Origin of the sequence: Vreelandella gomseomensis, assembly GCF_031451645.1 — a bacterium.
Taxonomy (GTDB): domain Bacteria; phylum Pseudomonadota; class Gammaproteobacteria; order Pseudomonadales; family Halomonadaceae; genus Vreelandella; species Vreelandella gomseomensis.
In genome coordinates this window covers 213,841-234,255 of record NZ_JARWAI010000002.1, presented here as the reverse complement: position 1 = coordinate 234,255, position 20,415 = coordinate 213,841, and the positions used below count along the sequence as shown (strand labels likewise).

General features: G+C 61.5%; 25 protein-coding genes. 13 read left to right on the top strand and 12 right to left on the bottom strand.

Annotation, left to right across the window (positions count from 1 at the left end; all coding sequences use genetic code 11):
• Positions 1-174: 174 nt before the first annotated feature.
• Positions 175-1,353 (bottom strand): cell division protein ZapE, encoded by a 1,179-nt coding sequence (gene zapE, locus QC815_RS03230; RefSeq protein ID WP_230446627.1) that lies wholly within the window; start codon positions 1,351-1,353, stop codon positions 175-177.
• Between the two features lie 118 nt (positions 1,354-1,471).
• On the opposite strand from zapE, the gene QC815_RS03225 reads away from it, so the two are divergent.
• Complete coding sequence (locus tag QC815_RS03225) at positions 1,472-2,005, top strand: Z-ring associated ZapG family protein (RefSeq protein WP_309766938.1); 534 nt, start codon at positions 1,472-1,474, stop codon at positions 2,003-2,005.
• A gap of 50 nt (positions 2,006-2,055) precedes the next feature.
• Here QC815_RS03225 and QC815_RS03220 read toward each other — a convergent pair whose 3' ends face one another.
• Complete coding sequence (locus QC815_RS03220; protein ID WP_230446625.1) at positions 2,056-2,817, bottom strand: Nif3-like dinuclear metal center hexameric protein; 762 nt, start codon at positions 2,815-2,817, stop codon at positions 2,056-2,058.
• Positions 2,818-2,946: 129 nt separating this feature from the next.
• Between QC815_RS03220 and QC815_RS03215 the strand changes: the two genes are divergently transcribed.
• Positions 2,947-4,215, top strand: a complete 1,269-nt coding sequence (locus QC815_RS03215; RefSeq protein WP_309766936.1) for a Do family serine endopeptidase — start codon at positions 2,947-2,949, stop codon at positions 4,213-4,215.
• A gap of 28 nt (positions 4,216-4,243) precedes the next feature.
• On the opposite strand, the gene hisD is transcribed toward QC815_RS03215, so the two are convergent.
• The 9 genes from hisD to QC815_RS03170 form a co-directional block, all read right to left on the bottom strand.
• Positions 4,244-5,563: a histidinol dehydrogenase gene (gene hisD, locus QC815_RS03210; RefSeq protein WP_309766934.1), complete on the bottom strand. Its 1,320-nt coding sequence runs from the start codon at positions 5,561-5,563 to the stop codon at positions 4,244-4,246.
• Positions 5,564-5,575: 12 nt separating this feature from the next.
• Positions 5,576-6,232 (bottom strand): ATP phosphoribosyltransferase, encoded by a 657-nt coding sequence (gene hisG / locus QC815_RS03205; protein ID WP_230446622.1) that lies wholly within the window; start codon positions 6,230-6,232, stop codon positions 5,576-5,578.
• A gap of 28 nt (positions 6,233-6,260) precedes the next feature.
• On the bottom strand, positions 6,261-7,523 hold the full coding sequence (gene murA, locus QC815_RS03200; RefSeq protein ID WP_230446621.1) for a UDP-N-acetylglucosamine 1-carboxyvinyltransferase: 1,263 nt from the start codon (positions 7,521-7,523) through the stop codon (positions 6,261-6,263).
• Between the two features lie 10 nt (positions 7,524-7,533).
• Positions 7,534-7,785, bottom strand: a complete 252-nt coding sequence (locus QC815_RS03195; protein WP_230446620.1) for a BolA family protein — start codon at positions 7,783-7,785, stop codon at positions 7,534-7,536.
• A gap of 98 nt (positions 7,786-7,883) precedes the next feature.
• A complete protein-coding gene (locus QC815_RS03190) occupies positions 7,884-8,222 on the bottom strand; it encodes an STAS domain-containing protein (protein ID WP_230446619.1) in 339 nt (112 codons plus the stop codon).
• Complete coding sequence (locus QC815_RS03185; protein ID WP_309766930.1) at positions 8,219-8,881, bottom strand: MlaC/ttg2D family ABC transporter substrate-binding protein; 663 nt, start codon at positions 8,879-8,881, stop codon at positions 8,219-8,221. Before QC815_RS03185 ends, QC815_RS03190 begins: the two co-directional genes overlap by 4 nt.
• Before the next feature lie 94 nt (positions 8,882-8,975).
• Positions 8,976-9,440 (bottom strand): outer membrane lipid asymmetry maintenance protein MlaD, encoded by a 465-nt coding sequence (mlaD, locus tag QC815_RS03180; protein ID WP_066321123.1) that lies wholly within the window; start codon positions 9,438-9,440, stop codon positions 8,976-8,978.
• Positions 9,441-9,456: 16 nt separating this feature from the next.
• The gene (mlaE, locus tag QC815_RS03175) at positions 9,457-10,257 is read right to left on the bottom strand and encodes a lipid asymmetry maintenance ABC transporter permease subunit MlaE (protein WP_230446617.1); all 801 of its coding nucleotides are present in this window, start codon (positions 10,255-10,257) and stop codon (positions 9,457-9,459) included.
• Positions 10,254-11,078, bottom strand: a complete 825-nt coding sequence (locus QC815_RS03170) for an ABC transporter ATP-binding protein (RefSeq protein WP_230446616.1) — start codon at positions 11,076-11,078, stop codon at positions 10,254-10,256. Before QC815_RS03170 ends, mlaE begins: the two co-directional genes overlap by 4 nt.
• 269 nt (positions 11,079-11,347) lie before the next feature.
• On the opposite strand from QC815_RS03170, the gene QC815_RS03165 reads away from it, so the two are divergent.
• From QC815_RS03165 to QC815_RS03120, 10 genes are all read left to right on the top strand, one after another.
• Positions 11,348-12,331 (top strand): KpsF/GutQ family sugar-phosphate isomerase, encoded by a 984-nt coding sequence (locus QC815_RS03165; RefSeq protein ID WP_230446615.1) that lies wholly within the window; start codon positions 11,348-11,350, stop codon positions 12,329-12,331.
• A 17-nt stretch (positions 12,332-12,348) separates the two neighbouring features.
• Positions 12,349-12,885: a KdsC family phosphatase gene (locus QC815_RS03160; protein WP_230446614.1), complete on the top strand. Its 537-nt coding sequence runs from the start codon at positions 12,349-12,351 to the stop codon at positions 12,883-12,885.
• Positions 12,886-12,891: 6 nt separating this feature from the next.
• The gene (gene lptC, locus QC815_RS03155; RefSeq protein ID WP_309767068.1) at positions 12,892-13,470 is read left to right on the top strand and encodes an LPS export ABC transporter periplasmic protein LptC; all 579 of its coding nucleotides are present in this window, start codon (positions 12,892-12,894) and stop codon (positions 13,468-13,470) included.
• Between the two features lie 3 nt (positions 13,471-13,473).
• Positions 13,474-13,968 (top strand): lipopolysaccharide transport periplasmic protein LptA, encoded by a 495-nt coding sequence (lptA, locus tag QC815_RS03150; protein WP_230446613.1) that lies wholly within the window; start codon positions 13,474-13,476, stop codon positions 13,966-13,968.
• 10 nt (positions 13,969-13,978) lie between these two features.
• The gene (gene lptB / locus QC815_RS03145) at positions 13,979-14,725 is read left to right on the top strand and encodes an LPS export ABC transporter ATP-binding protein (RefSeq protein ID WP_230446612.1); all 747 of its coding nucleotides are present in this window, start codon (positions 13,979-13,981) and stop codon (positions 14,723-14,725) included.
• Between the two features lie 103 nt (positions 14,726-14,828).
• The gene (locus QC815_RS03140) at positions 14,829-16,244 is read left to right on the top strand and encodes an RNA polymerase factor sigma-54 (protein WP_230446611.1); all 1,416 of its coding nucleotides are present in this window, start codon (positions 14,829-14,831) and stop codon (positions 16,242-16,244) included.
• Between the two features lie 86 nt (positions 16,245-16,330).
• The gene (hpf, locus tag QC815_RS03135; RefSeq protein ID WP_027335376.1) at positions 16,331-16,639 is read left to right on the top strand and encodes a ribosome hibernation-promoting factor, HPF/YfiA family; all 309 of its coding nucleotides are present in this window, start codon (positions 16,331-16,333) and stop codon (positions 16,637-16,639) included.
• 4 nt (positions 16,640-16,643) lie between these two features.
• Entirely contained in the window at positions 16,644-17,117 is a 474-nt protein-coding gene (locus QC815_RS03130) for a PTS sugar transporter subunit IIA (protein WP_230446610.1), read from the top strand.
• A 91-nt stretch (positions 17,118-17,208) separates the two neighbouring features.
• Positions 17,209-18,090, top strand: coding sequence for an RNase adapter RapZ (rapZ, locus tag QC815_RS03125; protein WP_309766919.1), 882 nt, complete (start codon positions 17,209-17,211; stop codon positions 18,088-18,090).
• 68 nt (positions 18,091-18,158) lie between these two features.
• Complete coding sequence (locus QC815_RS03120; protein WP_309766917.1) at positions 18,159-18,428, top strand: HPr family phosphocarrier protein; 270 nt, start codon at positions 18,159-18,161, stop codon at positions 18,426-18,428.
• A 26-nt stretch (positions 18,429-18,454) separates the two neighbouring features.
• Here QC815_RS03120 and pmbA read toward each other — a convergent pair whose 3' ends face one another.
• Positions 18,455-19,795: a metalloprotease PmbA gene (gene pmbA, locus QC815_RS03115; protein ID WP_309766915.1), complete on the bottom strand. Its 1,341-nt coding sequence runs from the start codon at positions 19,793-19,795 to the stop codon at positions 18,455-18,457.
• Positions 19,796-19,890: 95 nt separating this feature from the next.
• On the opposite strand from pmbA, the gene yjgA reads away from it, so the two are divergent.
• Positions 19,891-20,409 (top strand): ribosome biogenesis factor YjgA, encoded by a 519-nt coding sequence (gene yjgA / locus QC815_RS03110; protein ID WP_230446606.1) that lies wholly within the window; start codon positions 19,891-19,893, stop codon positions 20,407-20,409.
• The last annotated feature ends 6 nt before the right edge of the window (positions 20,410-20,415 follow it).

The following is a 20,415-nucleotide window of genomic DNA, read 5'->3' as shown; positions in this document are numbered from 1 at the left end:
CCGATCAGCGGCGTTGCACCATCCCTATTTTTTTTGGTTGCGGATCAAGTGACCCCACAACGTGTAGCGAGGCGGCATTCTACAGCAAGCCATTCGCCAAGTTAAGCCTTTCTATACCCATCAGACACTTTTTCGGTGCTCTATTCACCGCACGACAATGACGGCTTACGCGACTTAGGGTTTGTGCGGCAATGCCAAGTAATCGTGGGACTGCATTTCCTGGAGACGCGAGAGCGTACGCTGGTATTCAAAGGTCAGCTTGCCATCGCGGTATAGCGACTCCACCGGCGCGGCCGCTGACATCAGCACCTTCACGCCACGGTCATAAAACTCATCAACCATGTTGATAAAGCGCCGAGCTTGATCGTCATCGCCACCGCGCATGGTGGGCACGTTGGAGACGATAACGGTGTGAAATTCCCGCGCCAGCTCGATGTAATCGTTCTGGCTGCGCGGTCCATCGCAAAGTTCCGCAAACTCGAACCAGGCAACGTCGTCGTGTAGCCGGCGCGTCGTCAGCACGCGTTGATTGATCTCAAGGGGAGCATTGGCCTCCCCTGCATGCCCGGCGATTTCCCGGAAGCTGCGCGCGAGCGCATGCTCGGCCGCCTCATCAAGCGGCGAATGAAAGATTTCCGCACGCTCGAGGGCGCGCAGACGATAGTCGACGCCCGAATCCACATTCACGACGCGGCAATGGCGATTGAGCAAATCGATGGCCGGCAGGAAGCGGGCGCGCTGCAGGCCATCCTTGTAGAGATCATCGGGTACGATATTCGACGTCGCCACCAGCACGACGCCGCGCTCGAACAGCGCCTCGAGCAGGTTGGCCAGAATCATCGCGTCGGTGATGTCCTTGACGAAGAACTCATCAAAGCAGATCACGCGGGCTTCGCTGGCAAACTTGCTTGCGACCAGCGTGAGCGGATTCTTTTCACCTTTGTAATGGGTCAGCTCGTTATGCACCCGCTGCATGAAACGGTGAAAGTGGGTGCGCATCTTGTCGGCAAACGGCAATGACTCGTAGAAGGTATCGACCAGGTAGGTCTTGCCACGGCCCACCCCTCCCCAGAAATACAGGCCTTCCACGCTGGGCATCACCGGCTCGGCGGGTGCCGACTTCTTGCCCATCAGCCCCGCCACCTTCCCCTTCAGCCCCTTGTTGGCAAGGACCGTTTTAGGCACCGTGGTCGGCGTGGACAGTAACGCATCGTACAAGCGCTGCAAATGCGCCACTGCCGCTTCCTGCGCGGCGTCGTACTCAAACCCTTCTCGCTCCAAGTCCTCGCGATAACGCCCCATTGGCGTTGCCGCACCAGGCGCAGATTCACCGCCGGCCGACGTTGCCCTCATCGTTCAATTCTCCCGTTACTTGCCGTTCAACATCGCTGAAAAGCGCCATACGCTATCGATGAAAGCGCTAATTGTACGTGGTTCCGCGCGCTGGCGCATGAGCATTGACCCAACCATCATGAAGACGCCTATAATGGCACTCGACTGTATTACACGCTGTCACGACGAGCAGCGGCAGGCATCAAGGGAGATCAATGTGGAAAGCGAGTCATTAACCTATGCAGCAATAGGCCTGGTGATCGGCCTGATAATCGGCGCAGGATGCTACCGGTTACTCAGCAAGAGCCAGCGCCAGCTTGCCTCACTGCGTCAATCGCTGCTGGAACGCGAGCATCAGGTGGCGTCGCTTAAAAACGGCGTCAGCAACCAGCTGTCCAGCGTCCATGAATCGCTGGCGACCATCCGCCAGGAAGCCGACGAGCTGGAAAAGAAGCTCCAGGAAGACGCCGGGCAGTGGCAGCTCGACAGGCTGACGCATCATCCTGCCGCGCTCAGCGACCTTCGCCCGACAACCTCGGCACCCACTGACACTGCCAGCGAACCCGCCATGCCCCGGGACTACGCCGATGGCAAGAACGGCACGCTATCCGAGGATTTTGGTCTCAAGGACAAGACCGCAAGCGACGAGACCGCAACGGCACCGCGCTACTGAGGCCTACCGAACAAAACCGCCCCTGGCCAGCGACGACCGGGGCGGCTCTCTCAAGCCGGGTTATCGATATCGACAAAGCGATGGGTAATCGCATATTCATCGGCCAGCCATTCGCCCAGCGCCTGAACGCCATAGCGCTCTGTGGCGTGATGCCCCGCCGCGAAGTAGTGAATGCCCATTTCTCTGGCCAGGTGCGTCGTTCGCTCGGAAATTTCGCCGGAAACAAACGCCTGGGCGCCGCCTTCGTAGGCGGCACTGATCATGTCCTGCGCCCCACCCGTGCACCAGGCAATTCGTTCGATATCGCCCACGCCGGGCGCCTCGATCAGTAACGGCTCGCGCGCCAGGGCCTGGCCAAGCTGATCCGCCAGCGCCTTGGCACTCAGCGGTTTGGCCACCCGCCCCGACCATAGCAGTCCTTCACCCAGCTCGCCGTCCAGGCACCCTTCGACCTTCCAGCCAAGCCGACGGGCAAGCTCGGCGTTGTTGCCCATCTCGGGATGGGCATCCAGGGGCAAATGGTAGGCCAGCAGGTTGATGTCGTGATCCATCAGGGTTTTGATTCGCCGGTGTTTCATGCCGGTAATCGCGATGGGCTCGTTCTTCCAGAAATAGCCATGGTGAACAATCAGCATATCGGCTTCCCAGCGCACCGCTTCGTCAAGCAGCGACTGACAGGCCGTCACGCCGGTCATAACCCGTGTCACCTGCTCACGGCCCGCCACCTGCAGGCCGTTAAGCGTAAAATCCTTGAACTGTGAAGCGTGCAGCTGATGGTCACAGGCCGCTACTAAACTATCGCGTTGAATCACCGTCACTCCTCGAGGTTTGCCGGCACCCATGAGACATGAACCCATAAAGTGTTACCATTCATAGTCTAATATTGACGGCTTGTCAGTGCTAATCTTCCGTCGCTTTTGCAATCATCAAAGGAACGTCCAATGCATCGCTATGTGCTGCCTTATGTATGGCCCATCATCACAGGCTTGTTGCTGGCAGCACTGGTATTACTGGCCTTTCCAGATCGCTTTACCCTGCCTTTCCTGAATTCGACGCCACAGACCGTGGAGCCACCGCCTTCGCTGGTAACGACCGCCGACGAGCAAAGCGACCCGGATCGCCCGCCCCCCGACATTCGCCAAGCCGCTCCCCTGGCACGCAACCAAGGCCCTGCCAGCTACGCCGACGCGGTCAATCAGGCAGCCCCTGCCGTGGTCAACATCTATTCATCGCGCATCGTCGAGCGCGACGAACATCCGCTGATGTCGGACCCGTTCTTTCAGCAGTTCTTCAACGGCGATGATGCCACCACCCACCAGCGCATGCTATCCAGCCTGGGCTCCGGCGTCATCGTCAGCGAAGAGGGCTATGTCCTTACCAACCATCACGTGATCAACGGGGCCGATGAAATTCAGGTGGCCCTGCGTGATGGGCGAGAGGTGATTGCCGAGGTGATCGGCACCGACCCGGAAAGCGACTTGGCCGTACTGAAAATCGATCTGGACGAACTGCCCGTCATCGAGCTGAGCAACTCCACCGATGTGGCGGTTGGCGATGTCGCGCTGGCGATCGGCAACCCCTTCGGCGTGGGTCAGACCGTGACCATGGGCATCATCAGCGCCACCGGTCGCAGCCACCTGGGGCTGAACGCCTACGAGGACTTCATTCAAACCGACGCGGCCATCAACCCCGGGAACTCGGGCGGAGCGCTGGTCAACCCTGAAGGCGCCCTCGTCGGCATCAATACGGCCATCTTCTCGCGATCCGGCGGCTCGCAGGGCATCGGCTTTGCCATTCCGGCCAACCTGGCCCACAGTGTTCTCGACGAACTGGTGACTCAGGGCCGCGTCATCCGCGGCTGGCTGGGCATTGAAGCCCAGGCGCTGTCCCGGGAGCTTGCCGCCTCGTTCGGACTGCGTACCCCCCAGGGCGTCATTGTTGCGGGCGTCGTGGACGGCGGGCCTGCCGAAAAGGCAGGACTGCTGCCCGGCGACGTCCTGCTGGCCGTCGACGGCCAACCGATCCTGGATGCCCGCGCTACCATGAGCGACATCGCGTCCATCAAGCCGGGCACCTCGCTGCCGCTCACCATCGTGCGTGACGGTGAGCGCAAGGAGATGACACTGGAAGTCGGTGAACGGCCCATTCCCTCATCGCTGCCGCAGACCGACGGTACGCGGCGAAGCGGCGACCCGTCACCCCAGCCCTAGCAGCGCGGAAGGGTCGCCGGCGCACGCTTCACGACCGACGGATGCGGTACTCGGCAGAACGCGCGTGGGCGGTCAACGATTCACCCCGTGCCAGCACAGAGGCGACCTCACCGAGCATCGAGGCGCCCTCGGCGGAACAGTGAATCAGCGACGAGCGTTTCTGGAAATCGTACACGCCAAGCGGCGATGAGAATCGCGCAGTGCCCGACGTGGGCAGCACGTGATTGGGCCCTGCGCAGTAGTCGCCCAGCGCCTCGGCCGTGTAGCGCCCCATGAAAATCGCCCCGGCGTGGCGAATGTCTGCAAGCCAGGCATCCGGCGTCTCCACCGATAACTCAAGGTGCTCAGGAGCAACGCGGTTAATCAGCGTGATGGCCTCTGCCGCATCACGACACTGGATCAGGGCGCCACGCCGGCGCAGTGACTCGCGGACGATATCCGCGCGCTCCAGCGTCGGCAGCAGGCGCTCAATGGCCGCCTCCACCTGGGCCAGGTGATCCGCGTCCCAACTGACCAGAATGGACTGTGCATCCTCGTCGTGTTCCGCCTGGGAAAACAGATCCATGGCCAGCCAGTCGGGATCGGTAAGGCCGTCGGATACCACCATGATTTCCGAGGGGCCGGCGATCATGTCGATGCCCACCTGACCAAACACCGCCCGCTTGGCGGTGGCCACGTAAATATTGCCCGGCCCGACAATCTTGTCGACCCGCGGCACGCTCTCGGTGCCATAGGCAAGCGCACCGATGGCCTGGGCACCGCCGATGGTAAACACCTGGTCGACCCCGGCTACATGCGCCGCCGCCAGCACCAGGTCGTTCAACACCCCGTCGGGGGTCGGCACGACCATGATGATTTCCTGAACCCCGGCCACATGGGCAGGAATGGCGTTCATCAGCACCGAAGACGGATAGGCGGCCTTGCCGCCGGGTACGTAAATGCCCGCCCGGTCGATTGGCGAGACCTGCTGCCCAAGCACGGTGCCGTCGGCTTCTTCGTACTGCCAGGAACCCGGCTTTTGGTGCTCGTGATAACGGCGAATACGCTCGGCCGCGCTGGCCAGGGCATCGCGCTGCGCCGTCGGCAGCTGCTCGAAGGCGTGGCGCAGCTGTTCGGCGGTCAGGCGAAGCTCGTCCATCGAAGTCACCGATACGCGATCAAAGCGATTGGTGGTCTCGATCACCGCTGCATCACCTTCACGCTTTACGCTGGCAAGAATGTCGTCGACCCGCGCCTGAACGGCACTGTCGGACACCCCCTCCCAGTCAAGCAGGCTATCCAGACGGGCGGTAAAATCCGCCTCGGCGGTATTGAGTCGTGCTATCGTCGCGGTGGCGTTGTCGTTCATGGCAACCTCACGTTAATCGGCGGGCGATGGAGTCTTGCGTTCGGCAACGGCGCGCTCCAGGCGGGCCAGCAGCGGCTTGATGCGGGCGTGCTTCATGGTCATCGCCGCCTTGTTGGCCACCAGGCGAGTGCTGATCGGCGCAATCAATTCGCGGGGCTCCATGCCATTGGCGCGCAGGGTGTTGCCGGTGTCGACGATGTCGACGATTTCATCGGCCAGGTTCATCAGCGGCGCCAGCTCCATCGCACCGTAAAGCTTGATGACCTCGGCCTGGATGCCCTGCTCGGCATAGTAACGGCGGGCAATATTGACGAATTTCGTCGCCACCCGACGCCGCGCCAGCGTTGGCTGCTTGCCGGTAACACCTGCGGTCATCAGCTTGCAGCGGGCGATGTCGAGATCCAGCGGCTCATAAAGCCCCTCGGCGCCGTGCTCCAGCAGCACATCCTTGCCCGCCACGCCCAGATCAGCCGCTCCCAGCTGTACATAGGTCGGCACGTCTGTCGCGCGGATGACGACGAACTTGACGTCGGGCAAATTCGTATCAAACAGCAGCTTGCGGCTCTTACGGATATCCTCGATAGGGGTGATACCCGCATCGGCCAGTAGCGGCAGGGTTTCATCGAGTATGCGCCCTTTGGAGAGCGCGACAATTAACTGATTGCTCATTTTATCTGCCAATGGTTGGGGGCCAGGCTCAGCCGGGAATGCGCCGGATGCGCGCACCCAATAGCTGTAACTTTTCCTCGATGCACTCGTAACCACGGTCGATATGGTAGATGCGGTCAACCAGGGTTTCACCTTCCGCCATCATGGCGGCAATCACCAGCGACGCCGAAGCGCGCAGATCCGTGGCCATCACCGGCGCCCCGGACAGCTTGTCGACGCCGGTGATCAGCGCTGCATTGCCTTCCAGCACGATATTGGCGCCCATGCGGTTGAGCTCCTGGACGTGCATGAAACGATTTTCGAAAATCGTTTCGACGACTCTCGACGAGCCGTCAGCCACGGCATTCATGGCCACGAACTGGGCTTGCATATCGGTGGGAAAAGCCGGATAAGGCGCGGTGCGGATATTGACCGCACGCGGGCGTTTGCCGTGCATGTCCAGCGCGATCCAGTCATCGCCGATGGAGATCTCGGCACCAGCTTCCTCGAGCTTGGCGAGCACCGCTTCAAGGATGTCCGCACGGGTGCGCTTGACTTTCACGCGACCGCCGGTCATGGCCGCCGCCACCAGAAAGGTGCCGGTCTCGATGCGGTCGGGCATGACATCGTGGTGGCAGCCGCTGAGTGCCTCTACCCCTTCGATGGTAATGGTATCGGTACCGTGACCGCTGATACGTGCGCCCATCTTGTTCAGGCACTCGGCCAGATCCACTACCTCGGGCTCCCGGGCGGCGTTCTCGAGCACGGTGACACCATCCGCGAGCGTAGCGGCCATCAACAGATTTTCCGTACCGGTGACCGTTACCGTATCAAAGTAGATGGTCGCGCCTTTCAGACGACCGTCCACCTGGGCGCGAATATAGCCGCTTTCGACCCGGATGTCGGCCCCCATGGCCTCCAGCCCGCGAATATGCAGATCGACGGGGCGCGAGCCAATCGCGCAGCCGCCCGGCAAGGAAACGTCGGCCTGGCCAAAATGCGCAAGCAACGGCCCGAGCACCAGAATGGAGGCGCGCATTTTCTTGACCAGTTCATAGGGCGCATGGCAATGAGTGACCTGCGAACCATCCAACTGGATGGTAAGATTGTCGCCCATGACCGGCTCGACGCCCATCCGTCCGAGCAGCTCCAGCGTTGTCGTGATGTCCTGTAGATGCGGCAGGTTACCGATGACAACAGGGCCTTTGCTCAACAGGCTGGCGCACAGGATGGGCAGCGCTGCGTTCTTGGCACCGCTGGCCCACACCTCGCCATCGACCGACCCGTTGCCGGTAATGATCAGCTTGTCCATGGAATACCCGTTACTGAGCGTTTTCAGCGGCCGTCTGCCACTGTGCCGGTGTGTAGGTCTTGATACTGATCGCGTGCAAGGCACCCGATGCAATTTCATCACTCAAGGCGGCGTAAACCAGCTGCTGGCGTTTGACCGGGGACAACCCTTCAAAAGCATCACCCACTGCAATCACCTGAAAATTACAGCCTTCGCCCTGAATATGGAATTCACATCCGTCGATACGTGATTCGAGCAGGGCTTTCACTTCATGGGGTTGCATAGGTTCGAAACTCCTTAAAGGACGTTGTGTAACGAATGGATGGACATCAAGGGAAAGCCATCATAAAGAAAAGCCTGCGGTTTGGCGACGCCCGCAGTTCAGTGGGCGGGCTTTTCATCCGGCGCCTTGATCAGCGCCTCAAGTTCGGCAAGCTCGGCAAGCCGCATTAGCGGCGCTGAGAGCGCGATTGAAACGACGCTGATGCGGTGCTCGTGACAGGTTCGCAGCCACTGGAGCAGAACGCTCAGCGCCACATTACGGGGCGTGGCCACCGCGCTGAAATCGAGCGCCACCGTCGCCGGGTGCTGATCGACAAGCCAGCGCGACCCCTCGGCGGCCAGCGCCGCTGCCGACGTCACGTCCACGTCACCCTGCACGCTCAGACCCTCGGCCTGATGGTGGAGCGACACCTCGCGATCGGTATAGATTACCGTCACTCACTGCCCCCTTCTTCCATCTCATCGACACCGACGTCTGGCGACCAACCCTCGATCACCGCGTCATAGTCGCGGTTATTGTCGCGCATGGCCTGATCGAACTGGTTGCGGAAAGTCAGTCCCAGGTTGATACCGTTGACGATGACGTTGACCACGCGCCACTCACCGTCGGATAAACGCAGGCTGTAGTTGACCGGATAAACATCGCCGTTGGTGCCGACGACCTCCATGGCCACGCTGGCGCGATCCTCTTCGCGCTGCGGACGCTGGTCATCAAGCACACGGATCTCGTCGTAATCGAAGGTCACAAGCCCCCGTGTGTAGGTATCGATGAGCGTCTTACGGAAGACATCCGCAAAACGGCTGCGCTGCTCCGGGGACGCATTGCGGAAATAGCTGCCCATGACGCTGGCACCGATATAACGAAAGTCCGCTACCTCTTCAAGGCTCTCGTCGACCTGCTGTTTCAGCTCGTCAATATTGTCTTCGTAATACGCTTCCCGGCCTTCGAGCTGTTCCATGAAATCGTTGATGTTATCGCGGATCATTGCCTCGGGTGGCTCGGGCTGCGCGCTTGCCGACAGCGGCGTCAGGGCGACAAATAACACGGCGATCAGGGCCACCCCTGTCATTGACGACCATTTTTTTACCAACATCATTTTCTCCTTTTATCGACGGCGAACGCGCCCCCTCGCTTTTTCTCATCCTGAGCAACGGGCACGAAACGCGGCAACCCCTTCGCCATCACAACGGTTAGTTACTTGCCATATTGGATATAAATTGCTGAATAAGTTCTTCAAGCACAAGGGCGGATTGGGTATCGCGAATGGTGTCGCCGGGTTCCAGCATTTCGGGGTCACCCCCCATGCTCAAGCCAACGTACTGCTCGCCCAGCAGGCCCGACGTCAGAATGGCGGCGGTGGAATCGCGGGAGATCTGCCCTTCCAGCTCGCTGTCAAGACTCAGCGTCACCCGCGCGTCATACCACTCGGTATCCAGCTCGATGGACTCGACGTGCCCGACGGTCACGCCCGACATGGAGACGCGGGCGCGGGGCTTGAGCCCGCCGATGTTGGAAAAGTGCGCGTCCAGCTGGAAGGTGTTCGAAGGCCCTGAAAAGCTCAGGCCGCTGACGCGCAGGCCCAGAAACACCATTCCCAGCACTCCAACCAGGATAAACAGGCCCACACCAAACTCCATGGCTCTACTTCGCTTCATGAACTGCTCCCGCTATTCAGAGGCCGCCGAACATCACGGCGGTTAATATAAAATCAAGCCCCAGCACCGCAAGCGACGAGTAGACGACCGTGCGCGTAGTAGCCCGGGAAATCCCTTCAGAGGTCGGCATCAGGTCGTACCCCTGGAACACGGCAATCCAGGTGACCACCACCGCAAACACGACGCTTTTGATCATGCCGTTGCCGATATCGTTGATGAACCCAACGCTCGCCTGCATGTTGCTCCAGTAGGAGCCTTCGAAGACACCCAGCCATTCGACGCCGACGAGATAGCCGCCCCAGATACCCACTACGCTAAACCCCACGGTGAGGATCGGCAGCGCCACGACTCCTGCCCAGAAGCGTGGTGCCACCACCCGCCTCAAGGGATCGACGCCGATCATTTCCATGCTGGTCAACTGCTCGGTGGCTTTCATCAGGCCTATTTCGGCGGTAAGCGCCGATCCGGCACGACCGGCAAACAACAACGCGGCGACCACCGGGGCCAGCTCGCGCAGCAGCGACAGCGCCACCATCTGCCCCAGAGCGTCCTCGGCGCCAAAGTCGATCAGAATGGTATAACCCTGAAGCGCCAGCACCATGCCGATGAACAGCCCCGATACCAGCACGATCGCCAGCGACAGCACACCGACAAAATGCAGCTGACGAACCCACAGCCGAATGCCTTCGGCCGACGGCACGCCCACGGCCGACTGGGCAAGAAACACCCCGGCGCGGCCAAGCGACTCGACCACGTCGCAGCCCCGCCGCCCCAGGCGGGTAATGCGTGAGACGACCGTCCCCTGTTTGGTGGTCATTTGGCACCCCTCTGAATTACCGCGTCACCCAACATATCGGGATAAAACGCCGACGCCGGGTAATGGAAGGGAACAGGCCCGTCGGGCTCCCCGTGAATGAACTGCTTCACCCGCGCATCCTGATTGACGTCGAGGTCGGCGGGCGTTCCGTGCGCCACCACCTGGCCTTCGGAAATAAAGTAGAGGTAATCCGCGATGGTCAGCGTCTCCTTGATATCGTGGGAGACTACCACCGAGGTCAGACTCAACGCCTCATTGAGCCGCTTGATCAGCTGCACCAGCACGCCCATGGAGATGGGATCCTGACCCACAAACGGCTCGTCGTAGAGAATCAACTCGGGGTCCAGGGCCACCGCCCGGGCAAGCGCAACGCGCCGGGCCATGCCCCCGGAAAGCTCGGCCGGCGTCAGATGGCGCGCACCACGCAGCCCCACCGCCTGAAGCTTGAGCAGCACCAGGTCGCGAATCATTGCATCGGGCAGGTCGGTGTGGACACGCAGTGGAAAGGCGACGTTTTCATAGACATCCAGGTCCGAGAACAGCGCTCCGCTTTGGAACAGCATGCCCATGCGTTTACGCAGGGCGAACAAGGCCTTCCGCGACAGGCGATGAACGTCGTCGCCGTCGATCAGCACACGCCCCTGATCCGGCGTCAGCTGCCCGCCGATAAGCTTCAGCAGCGTGGTCTTGCCCGTTCCGCTTGGCCCCATGATCGCCGTCACTTTGCCGCGAGGAATGATCATGTTCACGCCGCGAAAGATCTCGCTATCACCCCGGGAGAAATACAGGTTCTCGACTTCAATAAAAGGCTCAGTGCTCATGGAACCATCGACTCTCAGGTTGACATGCGCCGGCGGCTCAGCGCTGGCGCGCCGTGCAAACGCCTTACGCCAAGCGGCGGGGGGCGCTTCGTTCCACACAGCGTAAAAACAGTGGTTAAAAAGGATTATCGAACAACGTATTCTAACCCACCCCGACAACGACAAGCGAGTATAGGTTGCCCACGATACAAAACGATAGGGCAAACTGCTCGCCGTCAATGTTACTCTTGCACCCTGTTTGTCATTTTTAACGAGCCACGCCAACACCCATGCCCGCGACCACTGCTACTACGCCCTTTCGTCAAAGCGCATTACGCACGCTGAACATCGAGCAGGCCGCCATTGCCGGCCTGGCCGCCAAGCTGGATGCGCACTTCGACCATGCCTGCGAGCTGATTCTGGACTGTCAGGGCCGCGTGGTGGTCACCGGCATGGGCAAATCGGGCCACATTGCCGGCAAGATCGCCGCGACGCTTGCAAGCACCGGCTCACCGGCTTTTTTTGTTCACCCCGGTGAGGCCAGCCATGGCGACCTTGGCATGATCACCCGCAGCGACGTGGTGATCGCGCTTTCCAACTCCGGCGAAACCGCCGAGGTCACGGCATTGCTGCCGCTGCTCAAACGGCTCGGCACGCCGCTGATCAGCATGACGGGCAGGCCCACATCGACCCTTGCGCAACACGCAAACGCCCACCTGAACAGCAGCGTCGACCGGGAAGCCTGCCCGCTAGACCTGGCGCCGACAAGCTCGACCACAGCCGCGCTCGCGCTCGGCGATGCACTCGCCGTCGCCCTGCTGGAAGCACGCGGCTTCACCGCCGAAGACTTTGCCCTGTCGCACCCCGGCGGCAGCCTGGGCCGGCGCCTGCTGCTGCGCGTACGCGACCTGATGCATGAAGGCGACCGCCTGCCCCAGGTACCGCTGGGCAGCCCGCTGCGCGATGCGTTACTGGAAATCACCCGCCAGGGACTGGGATTCACCTGCGTGGTCGCCCCGGACGGCCAACTGGCCGGCGTGTACACCGATGGCGACCTGCGCCGCACCCTGGATAGCGTCCATGACTTGCGCGACGTACGGGTGGACGAGGTGATGACTCGCCCCGGCAAGCGCATCTCTCCCGACCTGCTGGCCGCCGAAGCCGTGCGCATCATGGAAGACAATCGCATCACCGCGCTGGCGGTAGTGGATGAACAGCAGCGCCCCGTAGGGGCGCTACACATGCATGACCTGCTTGCCAGCGGCGTCATTTAACTGAATTCGGAGGCTCAATGACCCTTTCCGCTGACCTACTCGACCGACTCCGCCGCGTGCGCTTATTTGCCCTGGATGTCGATGGCGTCCTGACCGACGGTCGGCTTTACTTTCAGGCCGACGGCGTCGAGATCAAGGCCTTTCACACCCAGGATGGCCACGGGCTCAAGCTGCTCAAGCGCGCCGGCATTTCCGTCGCCCTGATTACCGGACGCGATTCGCCCATGGTCAGCCAACGTGCCGCCGCCCTGGGCATTGCTCACGTCTACCAGGGCTGCGAGGACAAACTGGCCACCCTGCGCGGGCTCTGCCAGCGCCTGGACATCGAACTTTCCCAGGTGGCCTACTGCGGCGACGACCTGCCCGACCTGGCCAGCATCAAGCGCTCGGGCGTAGGCATCACCGTGCCCAACGCCCCCGACTACATGCACACCCATGCCGATTGGGTTACCGAGCGCCTGGGTGGCCACGGGGCCGTGCGCGAAGTGTGCGACGCGATGCTGGATGCCCAGGGCCACTGGGGCGCGGTCGTCGATACTTACCTACACGGCTGAGGCATGATGCTGAAGCGACTACGCACGCGCCTGGGCCTCGCCCTGATCGTACTGGCGCTCGGCGGCCTGCTGGTATGGCTGGATCCCGGCGGCCCGCGAACCGTTACACCCGATCCCGACGCGCGGGCGGAAGAGCCCGGCCATGTGCTGCACAACGCCGAGCTGACGCTGTTCGACGCGCAGGGCAACATCCAGCAGGGACTGACCACGCCGCGCCTGGTGCACACCCCCCAGACGGCCTCCACCCAGGCGGAAACGCCCCGCGCCACGCTGTATGACAGCGAACGCCGGGTGTGGAACGCCACCGCCGAGGTAGGTACGCTCGACACCAACGCGCAAGCGCTGACGCTCTCGGGCAATGCGCGGCTGATAGCGCCCGAAGAAGGCTGGCAGCTGGACACGGATGTCCTGCACTATGATGGCAAGACCGCCCACGCCTGGAGCGATACCCCCGTACTCCTCCAGCAGCCACCCCAGCGCATGACGGCGCAACGGATGGATGCATGGCTCAACGACGAGGAAGTGCGCCTTGAAGAGAATGTGCAAGGCTACCACCCTCCCGAGACGCAACCTGGACAGGAATAACACATGAAAGCGCTTATTTACACGGCCCTGGCCGCCGTCTGCCTGGTTCCGCTTTACGCCACGGCCGACAATCACCAGCAACCGGTTGAGGTTGAAGCCGACCGGCTGGATCTCGACCAGCGCGCCGGCACGGCGGTGTATACCGGTGACGTGGAAGTTCGCCAGGGCGATATGCTGATCAAGGGCGACACAGTCGAAATTCAGCGCAACGAGGCAGGCGAGCTGTCGCGTGCCACCGCTCTGGGCGAGCGCGCCTACTTGCGTCAGCAACCCGAGAATCAGGAAGGCCCGCTGGAAGGCTGGGGACGCCGGGTGATCTATCACGTCGCCGAGCGCCGCGTGGAGTTGATCGACCAGGCCGAGATCATCCAGCAAGGCGACCGTTTCACCGGCGGGCGGCTGGAATACTTCATCGACCGGGAGGTCGTCCAGGCGCGTTCCGACGTGGAGAACCAAGAACCGCAGCGAATTCGCATGACGCTGCAGCCCGAAGAGTAAGGAGAGCCCGATGGCCGCCGCCGACCCTGCCACCCGCACGCTACACGCCCGCCACCTGGCCAAAAGCTACAAGCGCCGGCGCGTGGTCAAAGACATCAACCTGGATATATCCCAGGGCAGCATCGTGGGGTTGCTAGGTCCCAATGGCGCGGGCAAAACCACCTCGTTCTACATGATCGTCGGCCTGGTCAAGGCCGACGCGGGCAGCGTCGCCATCGACAGCCTCGACCTTTCCCGCGCGCCCATGCACGAGCGCGCCAAGGCGGGCATTGGCTACCTCCCCCAGGAGGCGTCGATCTTTCGCAAGCTGACCGTCGCCGACAACATCATGGCAATCCTTCAAACGCGCAAGAACCTCGACCGCGCCGGTCGCGAAGCACGCCTGGAAGCACTGCTGGAAGATTTCCACATCACCCATATCCGCGATAACATGGGCATGAGCCTGTCCGGCGGCGAGCGCCGCCGCGTCGAGATTGCCCGGTCGCTGGCCACCGAGCCCGCGTTCATCCTGCTTGACGAGCCCTTCGCCGGCGTCGACCCTATTTCTGTCGGCGATATCAAGTCGATCATTCGCGCTTTGAAGGCACGTGACATCGGTGTGCTGATTACCGACCACAACGTGCGCGAGACGCTGGATATCTGCGACGTGGCCTACATCGTGGGCGACGGCCATATCATCGCCAGCGGCACGCCAAGCGCTATTCTTGACAATCAGGAAGTGCGCGACGTTTACCTAGGTGCTGATTTCCGTCTGTAAAGCTGTCAATGGCATATTTATTGCCTGTGGCATACTTATTGCACTTGCACCAAAACACAACACACACTAGGGTGGATGCTTTCCGATAACGAGTGGTTCTCAGATGGTCATGAAAGCTTCTCTTCAACTGCGGATCGGCACCCAGCTCACCATGACACCCCAGCTGCAGCAGGCCATTGCCCTGCTGCAGCTATCCACGCTCGATTTACGCCAGGAAATTCAGCAGGCCCTCGACGCCAACCCGATGCTCGAGCAGGAAGACGAGTTCAGCGAGCAGGCCACCAGCGAGCCCGAGGAAACCGAGTGGGCCGACAGCATCCCCACGGAGCTCTCCGTCGACAGCGACTGGTCGGATACCTACCAAGACATGGCAGGCAGCGGCAGCTCGAGCAGTGAGGGCCCGGACTTTGAACGCCAGGCGGCCGGGCAAAGCCTCCACGGCCATCTTCTGTGGCAGCTCGCCATGACCGATTTGAGCCGCCGCGAGCAGCTGGTCGCCGAAAGCCTGATCGACGCCCTGGATACGAACGGCTACTTGACCCAACCGCTCAACGATATCCGCGAGGGGTTGCGCGCCCAGGGCGTGGAAGGCCTCAGCCAGCGCGAGGTCGAAAGCATCCTCATGCGACTCCAGCAGTTCGAGCCCACCGGCGTGTTCGCTCGCGACCTGCGCGAATGCCTGATGCTGCAGCTTGCCGCCCTGCCCGACGACACCCCGCTGCTGATGCCTGCCCGGCGACTGGTTCGCCAGTTCCTGGAAGCCCTGAGCAAGAATGATCAGCGCCTGCTCAAACGGCGGCTCGGCCTGGACGAGGCGCAGCTCGATGAGGTCATCCAACTGATCAGGAGCCTGGATCCGCGTCCCGGCAGCGAGTACACCGTCACCGATGACAGCTACGTGATTCCCGACCTGGTGGTTCGTCACGATAGCGAGGGCTGGCACCTGGAGCTCAACCCGGAAGCGCTCCCCAAACTCCGGATTCAGCCCGATTACGCCAGCCTGATCAAACGCGCCGACAAGAGCCAGGACAACCAGTTTCTCAAGGACCATCTTCAGGAAGCCCGCTGGCTGATCAAGAGCCTGTCCAGCCGCAACGACACCCTGCTACGCGTCGGCCGCGAAATCGTCACCCGCCAGATCGACTTTCTGGAACGGGGTGAAGAAGCCATGAAGCCGCTGATCCTGGCCGACATCGCCGAGGCGGTCGAGATGCACGAATCGACGATTTCTCGGGTCACCACCCAGAAGTTCATCCACACGCCGCGGGGCATTTTCGAGCTTAAATACTTCTTTTCCAGCCAGATCAGCGGCCAGGACGGCGACAGCCATTCGAGCACCGCGATCCGGGCACGGCTGAAGAAGCTGATCCAGGAAGAGCCGCCCGGCAAACCCCTGTCAGACAGCCGCCTTGTCACCCTGCTCGAAGACGCCGGTGTCCACGTGGCGCGGCGTACCGTGGCCAAATATCGCGAAGGCATGGGTATCCCGTCCTCCAGCGAACGACGCCGTTTGCGTTAGAAAGACGGAAACTCGTCACAAGGGCTTTGCTTAACGGCAAAAAGGGTTACAATCGAAGGACAGTCCGACGGATAAGGAGTACGTCAATGCAAGTCAATATTACCGGTCATCATGTAGAACTGACTGACGCCTTGCGTGACTATGTCAACGAAAAGCTGGAACGCGTTGAGCGCCATTACGACAACATCACCACCGTGCAGGTCACGCTCTCGGTCGAGAAAGAGCGTCAACAGGCGGCCTGTACGCTGCACGCCGCCGGTGCCGACTTGCACGCCGAAGCCCTCGACAATGACATGTACGCAGCCATTGATGCACTGGCGGACAAAATTGATCGGCAACTCGTCAAGCACAAGGAAAAAGCACAAGCCCGCGCCCAGGGCGCAGGCGTGCGTTAATTCAATGACGTTAGCCACTATCCTCCCCCCGGAGCGCGTACTTTACGACGTGCCCGGGGGCAGCAAAAAACGGGTGCTGGAGTTTTTCAGCACCTTTATCGCGCAAAATATCCCCAGTCTCGACAGCCAGGAAGTGTTCAGCCGGCTGATCGGTCGAGAGCGCCTGGGCAGCACGGGGATCGGCAACGGCGTTGCCATTCCCCATGCCCGCAGCCCGCATTGCGAATCGCCTATCGCAGGCTTTTTAAAGCTCAACGAAGCGGTGGATTTCGACGCCATCGACGGCGATCCGGTCGATCTGGTGTTTGTCCTGCTGGTGCCCGAAGAAGCCGATGATACCCATCTGGCTCTGCTTGGTCAGGTCGCCTCGATCATGAACGATGCCGACACGCGCCAGCAGCTTCGCAAAACCGAGAGCCAACGGGAGCTGCTGGATCTCATCACGGCCAAGATACGCGACCAGGCTAACAGCCAGTAACCCGCTGGCGAGCCTGGCGGACACACAATGCGTTAACATCGCCATCTGGCTGATTACCCACGTCGCTTGAGCGCAAGCAAGAGAGCTTTCCATGCAACTCGTCATCATTAGTGGCCGCTCCGGGTCAGGCAAATCCATTGCCTTGCAGGCGCTGGAAGATCTAGGCTATTACGCCATTGATAACCTGCCAGCCATGCTTCTGGACGCGCTGATTGATGAGCTGCGTGAACAAGGGGGACGTACCCATCTGGCGGTGAGCATTGATGCGCGCAACCTGCCTGCGGCCCTCGCCGAGCTGCCCAAGCTTCTCGAGGCACTGCGTCAACGCACTATCAAGTGTCAGATCGTGTATCTGACCACCGATGCCCGCATACTGCTGGAACGCTACTCGGCCACCCGCCGGCGACATCCGCTGACTCGCAACAGCTCGCTGACGCTTGAAGAAGCCATCGATCAGGAAGAGCAGACGCTGCACCAAATACGCGACCTTGCCGATCTGACCATCGATACGTCTCGGCTTTCGGCCCACGACCTGCGCCGACGCATCACCGACCAGGTGGCCCACCAGCGGCGCGACCAGCTTACGCTGACTTTTGAGTCCTTTGGCTACAAGCGCGGCGTTCCCCTCGATGCGGACATTGTCTTCGATGTGCGCTGCCTGCCCAATCCCTACTGGGATCCCTCGCTGCGCTCGTCCACCGGTCGCGATGCCGATATCATTGCCTTTCTGGGCAACTACCCGCTGGTCGACGCCATGGCCAACGATATTCAGGCATGGCTTGAACGCTGGCTGCCTGAGTACCAGAACAGCCAGCGCAGCTACATGACCGTGGCAATCGGCTGTACCGGCGGGCAGCATCGCTCGGTTTACATGGTGGAACAGCTGGCCCAGCGCCTCATCCGGCATATGGATGAAGTGCAGCTACGCCACCGAGAGCTGGGCTTGCAGTACACGGTCAATGCTGCGCACTAAACGTTTACGCCTGGCGGAAGCCGGGTCATTATCCACCGCGACACCCCTAATAGCCAAAAGGAACCAGGGTGCCAGAACGTACACTTACCCTCACCAACCAGCGCGGGCTGCACGCGCGGGCTGCCACCAAACTCGTACAGTGCTGCCAGCAGTTCAACGCCAGCGTACGGGTCGTGAAACAGCAGCAGGAAGCCGATGCGGCCAATATCATGGCTCTCCTGATGCTGGCGGCGCCCTGCGGCACCGAGCTTTGCATCCGAGCCGAGGGCGATGACGCCGAACAGGCGCTGGAGGCGATCCAGGCGCTGTTCGACGCGCGCTTCGATGAGGACAAGTAAGCCTTAAAGACCCCTGCGCTAGCTGCCTAGCTGCCGGCGACGGTCATGCCATCGATAAGCCAGCTGCCGGAATGAATACTGCCCCGGCGGTCGATGTCATCGCCGACGCCCACCAGGCTCCCGAACATGCGCTCCAGGTTACCGGCGATGGTGAATTCCTCGATCGGGTATTGCACCACGCCGTCTTCTACCCAGAACCCAGCAGCGCCGCGCGAGTAGTCGCCGGTCACGCCATTGATGCCCTGCCCCATCAGCTCGGTCACCCAGACCCCGGTGCCCATTTGCGACAGCAGCGATGCATGACGGGTTAACGGCGCGGTAATGCGCATATTGCGGGCACCGCCTGCATTACCGGTGGTGGTCATGTTCAAGCGACGAGCGCTGTAGGACGACAGCATGTAGCTCGCAATCCGGCCACGGTCGATAAAGCGGTTGTCGCGGGTTTGCACGCCTTCGCCGTCAAAGGGCGAGCTGGCCGTCGCGCCGACCTCCATTGGCCGCTCCTCGAGGCTGAACCAATCGGGAAACAGCGGTGTGTTGAGCCGATCACACAGGAAAGATGCCTGACGATAAAGCGCACCGCCCGCCAGGGCACCCATCAGATGGCCTACCAGACCACTTGCCAGACTGGGGTCGAACAGCACCGGATACGTGCCTGTGGGCGGCCGCTTGGCACCCAACCGCCGCAGTGTCCGCCGCGCCGCTTCGCGCCCCACCATCGCCGGGTCGGCTAGCTCTGCGGGATCCCGTGCCGAGGTGTAATCCATGTCGCGCTGCATGCCTTGAGCGTCCTCGGCGATCAGCATGCAGGACAGCGAGTGGCGGCTGCCTTTCTGAGTGCCGACAAAACCGTGGCTGTTGGCATACACGCGCACGCCTTCACCGCTGGACAGCGACGCCCCGTCCGACTGGGTAATCCCCGCCACGTCGCGTCCCGCCTGTTCGCAGGCCAGGGCCAGCTCAATGGCCTGATCGGTGGTGAGCGCCCAGGGATGATGAACCTTCAAATCCGGCAGGTCGGTGGCCATCAAGGCCGCATCGGCCAGGCCTGCCGCGGCGTCCTCTCCTGTGTAGCGGGCAATCGCCAGGGCTTTCTCAACGGTGGCCAGCAGCGAGGCTTCACCGGCATCCGTCGACGAAGCGCTGCCCTTGCGCTGACCGACATAGACGGTAATGGCAATGCCTTGATCGCGGGAAAGCTCTACCGTTTCCACTTCCCCCTGACGGACGCTGACGCCGATCCCCTGGTCAACGCTGGCGCCGACCTCGGCCGCGTCGGCGCCCATCTGTTTAGCCATCGCCAAGGCACTTTCGGCACGCTGGATGAGCAGTGCCTGCTGGGCTGATGCGTCGAACGCTTGAGCCATACAATCTCCTTAACCACCGACATTGCCGGTAGATCCATATTGAGCATCGCAGCCTGATATAATAGGGCCACGAATTCTGTTGATGAGAACCCACGATGCCAAAACAACGCCCCGAGCCCCTAGACGACGAGCTGACAGAGCGCCCCAGCAAATCCCAGTTAAAGCGCGAAATGCATGCGCTTCAGGCATTGGGGGAAACACTGATTGCCATGCAGCCCGCCGAGCGGGCGCGCTTCCCGCTATCCGATGACATGCTGCGCGCCATCGATGAAACCGCCCGCATCCGCTCCCATGAGGGGCGCCGTCGTCACATGCAGTACGTCGGCAAGCTGATCCGCAAGGAAGACCTTGCCGCCATTCAGGCCGTCTTCGACGGCATCGAACAGGAAAAGCAGCAGCGCGACCACGCTTTCCATCGCCTTGAAAAATGGCGCGACCGCCTGATCGATGAAGGCGACCCGGCAGCGGAGCAGTGGCTTACCGAGCACCCGGACACCGACCGCCAGACCCTGCGCCAATTGATCCGCAATGCCCAGCGGGAGCGCGATCAAGACAAGCCACCGGCCAGCGCCCGCAAGCTGTTCAAGTTCCTGCGCGATACCGTCCAGCTTTAATCCTGG

Coding starts and splice junctions, on each gene's coding strand:
- zapE (WP_230446627.1), bottom strand. CDS start 1,353: ATGAGGGCAACGTCGGCCGGCGGTGAATCTGCGCCTGGTGCGGCAACG.
- QC815_RS03225 (WP_309766938.1), top strand. CDS start 1,472: ATGAAGACGCCTATAATGGCACTCGACTGTATTACACGCTGTCACGAC.
- QC815_RS03215 (WP_309766936.1), top strand. CDS start 2,947: ATGCATCGCTATGTGCTGCCTTATGTATGGCCCATCATCACAGGCTTG.
- hisD (WP_309766934.1), bottom strand. CDS start 5,563: ATGAACGACAACGCCACCGCGACGATAGCACGACTCAATACCGCCGAG.
- hisG (WP_230446622.1), bottom strand. CDS start 6,232: ATGAGCAATCAGTTAATTGTCGCGCTCTCCAAAGGGCGCATACTCGAT.
- murA (WP_230446621.1), bottom strand. CDS start 7,523: ATGGACAAGCTGATCATTACCGGCAACGGGTCGGTCGATGGCGAGGTG.
- QC815_RS03195 (WP_230446620.1), bottom strand. CDS start 7,785: ATGCAACCCCATGAAGTGAAAGCCCTGCTCGAATCACGTATCGACGGA.
- QC815_RS03185 (WP_309766930.1), bottom strand. CDS start 8,881: ATGATGTTGGTAAAAAAATGGTCGTCAATGACAGGGGTGGCCCTGATC.
- mlaD (WP_066321123.1), bottom strand. CDS start 9,440: ATGAAGCGAAGTAGAGCCATGGAGTTTGGTGTGGGCCTGTTTATCCTG.
- mlaE (WP_230446617.1), bottom strand. CDS start 10,257: ATGACCACCAAACAGGGGACGGTCGTCTCACGCATTACCCGCCTGGGG.
- QC815_RS03170 (WP_230446616.1), bottom strand. CDS start 11,078: ATGAGCACTGAGCCTTTTATTGAAGTCGAGAACCTGTATTTCTCCCGG.
- QC815_RS03165 (WP_230446615.1), top strand. CDS start 11,348: ATGCCCGCGACCACTGCTACTACGCCCTTTCGTCAAAGCGCATTACGC.
- QC815_RS03160 (WP_230446614.1), top strand. CDS start 12,349: ATGACCCTTTCCGCTGACCTACTCGACCGACTCCGCCGCGTGCGCTTA.
- lptC (WP_309767068.1), top strand. CDS start 12,892: ATGCTGAAGCGACTACGCACGCGCCTGGGCCTCGCCCTGATCGTACTG.
- lptA (WP_230446613.1), top strand. CDS start 13,474: ATGAAAGCGCTTATTTACACGGCCCTGGCCGCCGTCTGCCTGGTTCCG.
- lptB (WP_230446612.1), top strand. CDS start 13,979: ATGGCCGCCGCCGACCCTGCCACCCGCACGCTACACGCCCGCCACCTG.
- QC815_RS03140 (WP_230446611.1), top strand. CDS start 14,829: ATGGTCATGAAAGCTTCTCTTCAACTGCGGATCGGCACCCAGCTCACC.
- hpf (WP_027335376.1), top strand. CDS start 16,331: ATGCAAGTCAATATTACCGGTCATCATGTAGAACTGACTGACGCCTTG.
- QC815_RS03130 (WP_230446610.1), top strand. CDS start 16,644: ATGACGTTAGCCACTATCCTCCCCCCGGAGCGCGTACTTTACGACGTG.
- rapZ (WP_309766919.1), top strand. CDS start 17,209: ATGCAACTCGTCATCATTAGTGGCCGCTCCGGGTCAGGCAAATCCATT.
- pmbA (WP_309766915.1), bottom strand. CDS start 19,795: ATGGCTCAAGCGTTCGACGCATCAGCCCAGCAGGCACTGCTCATCCAG.
- yjgA (WP_230446606.1), top strand. CDS start 19,891: ATGCCAAAACAACGCCCCGAGCCCCTAGACGACGAGCTGACAGAGCGC.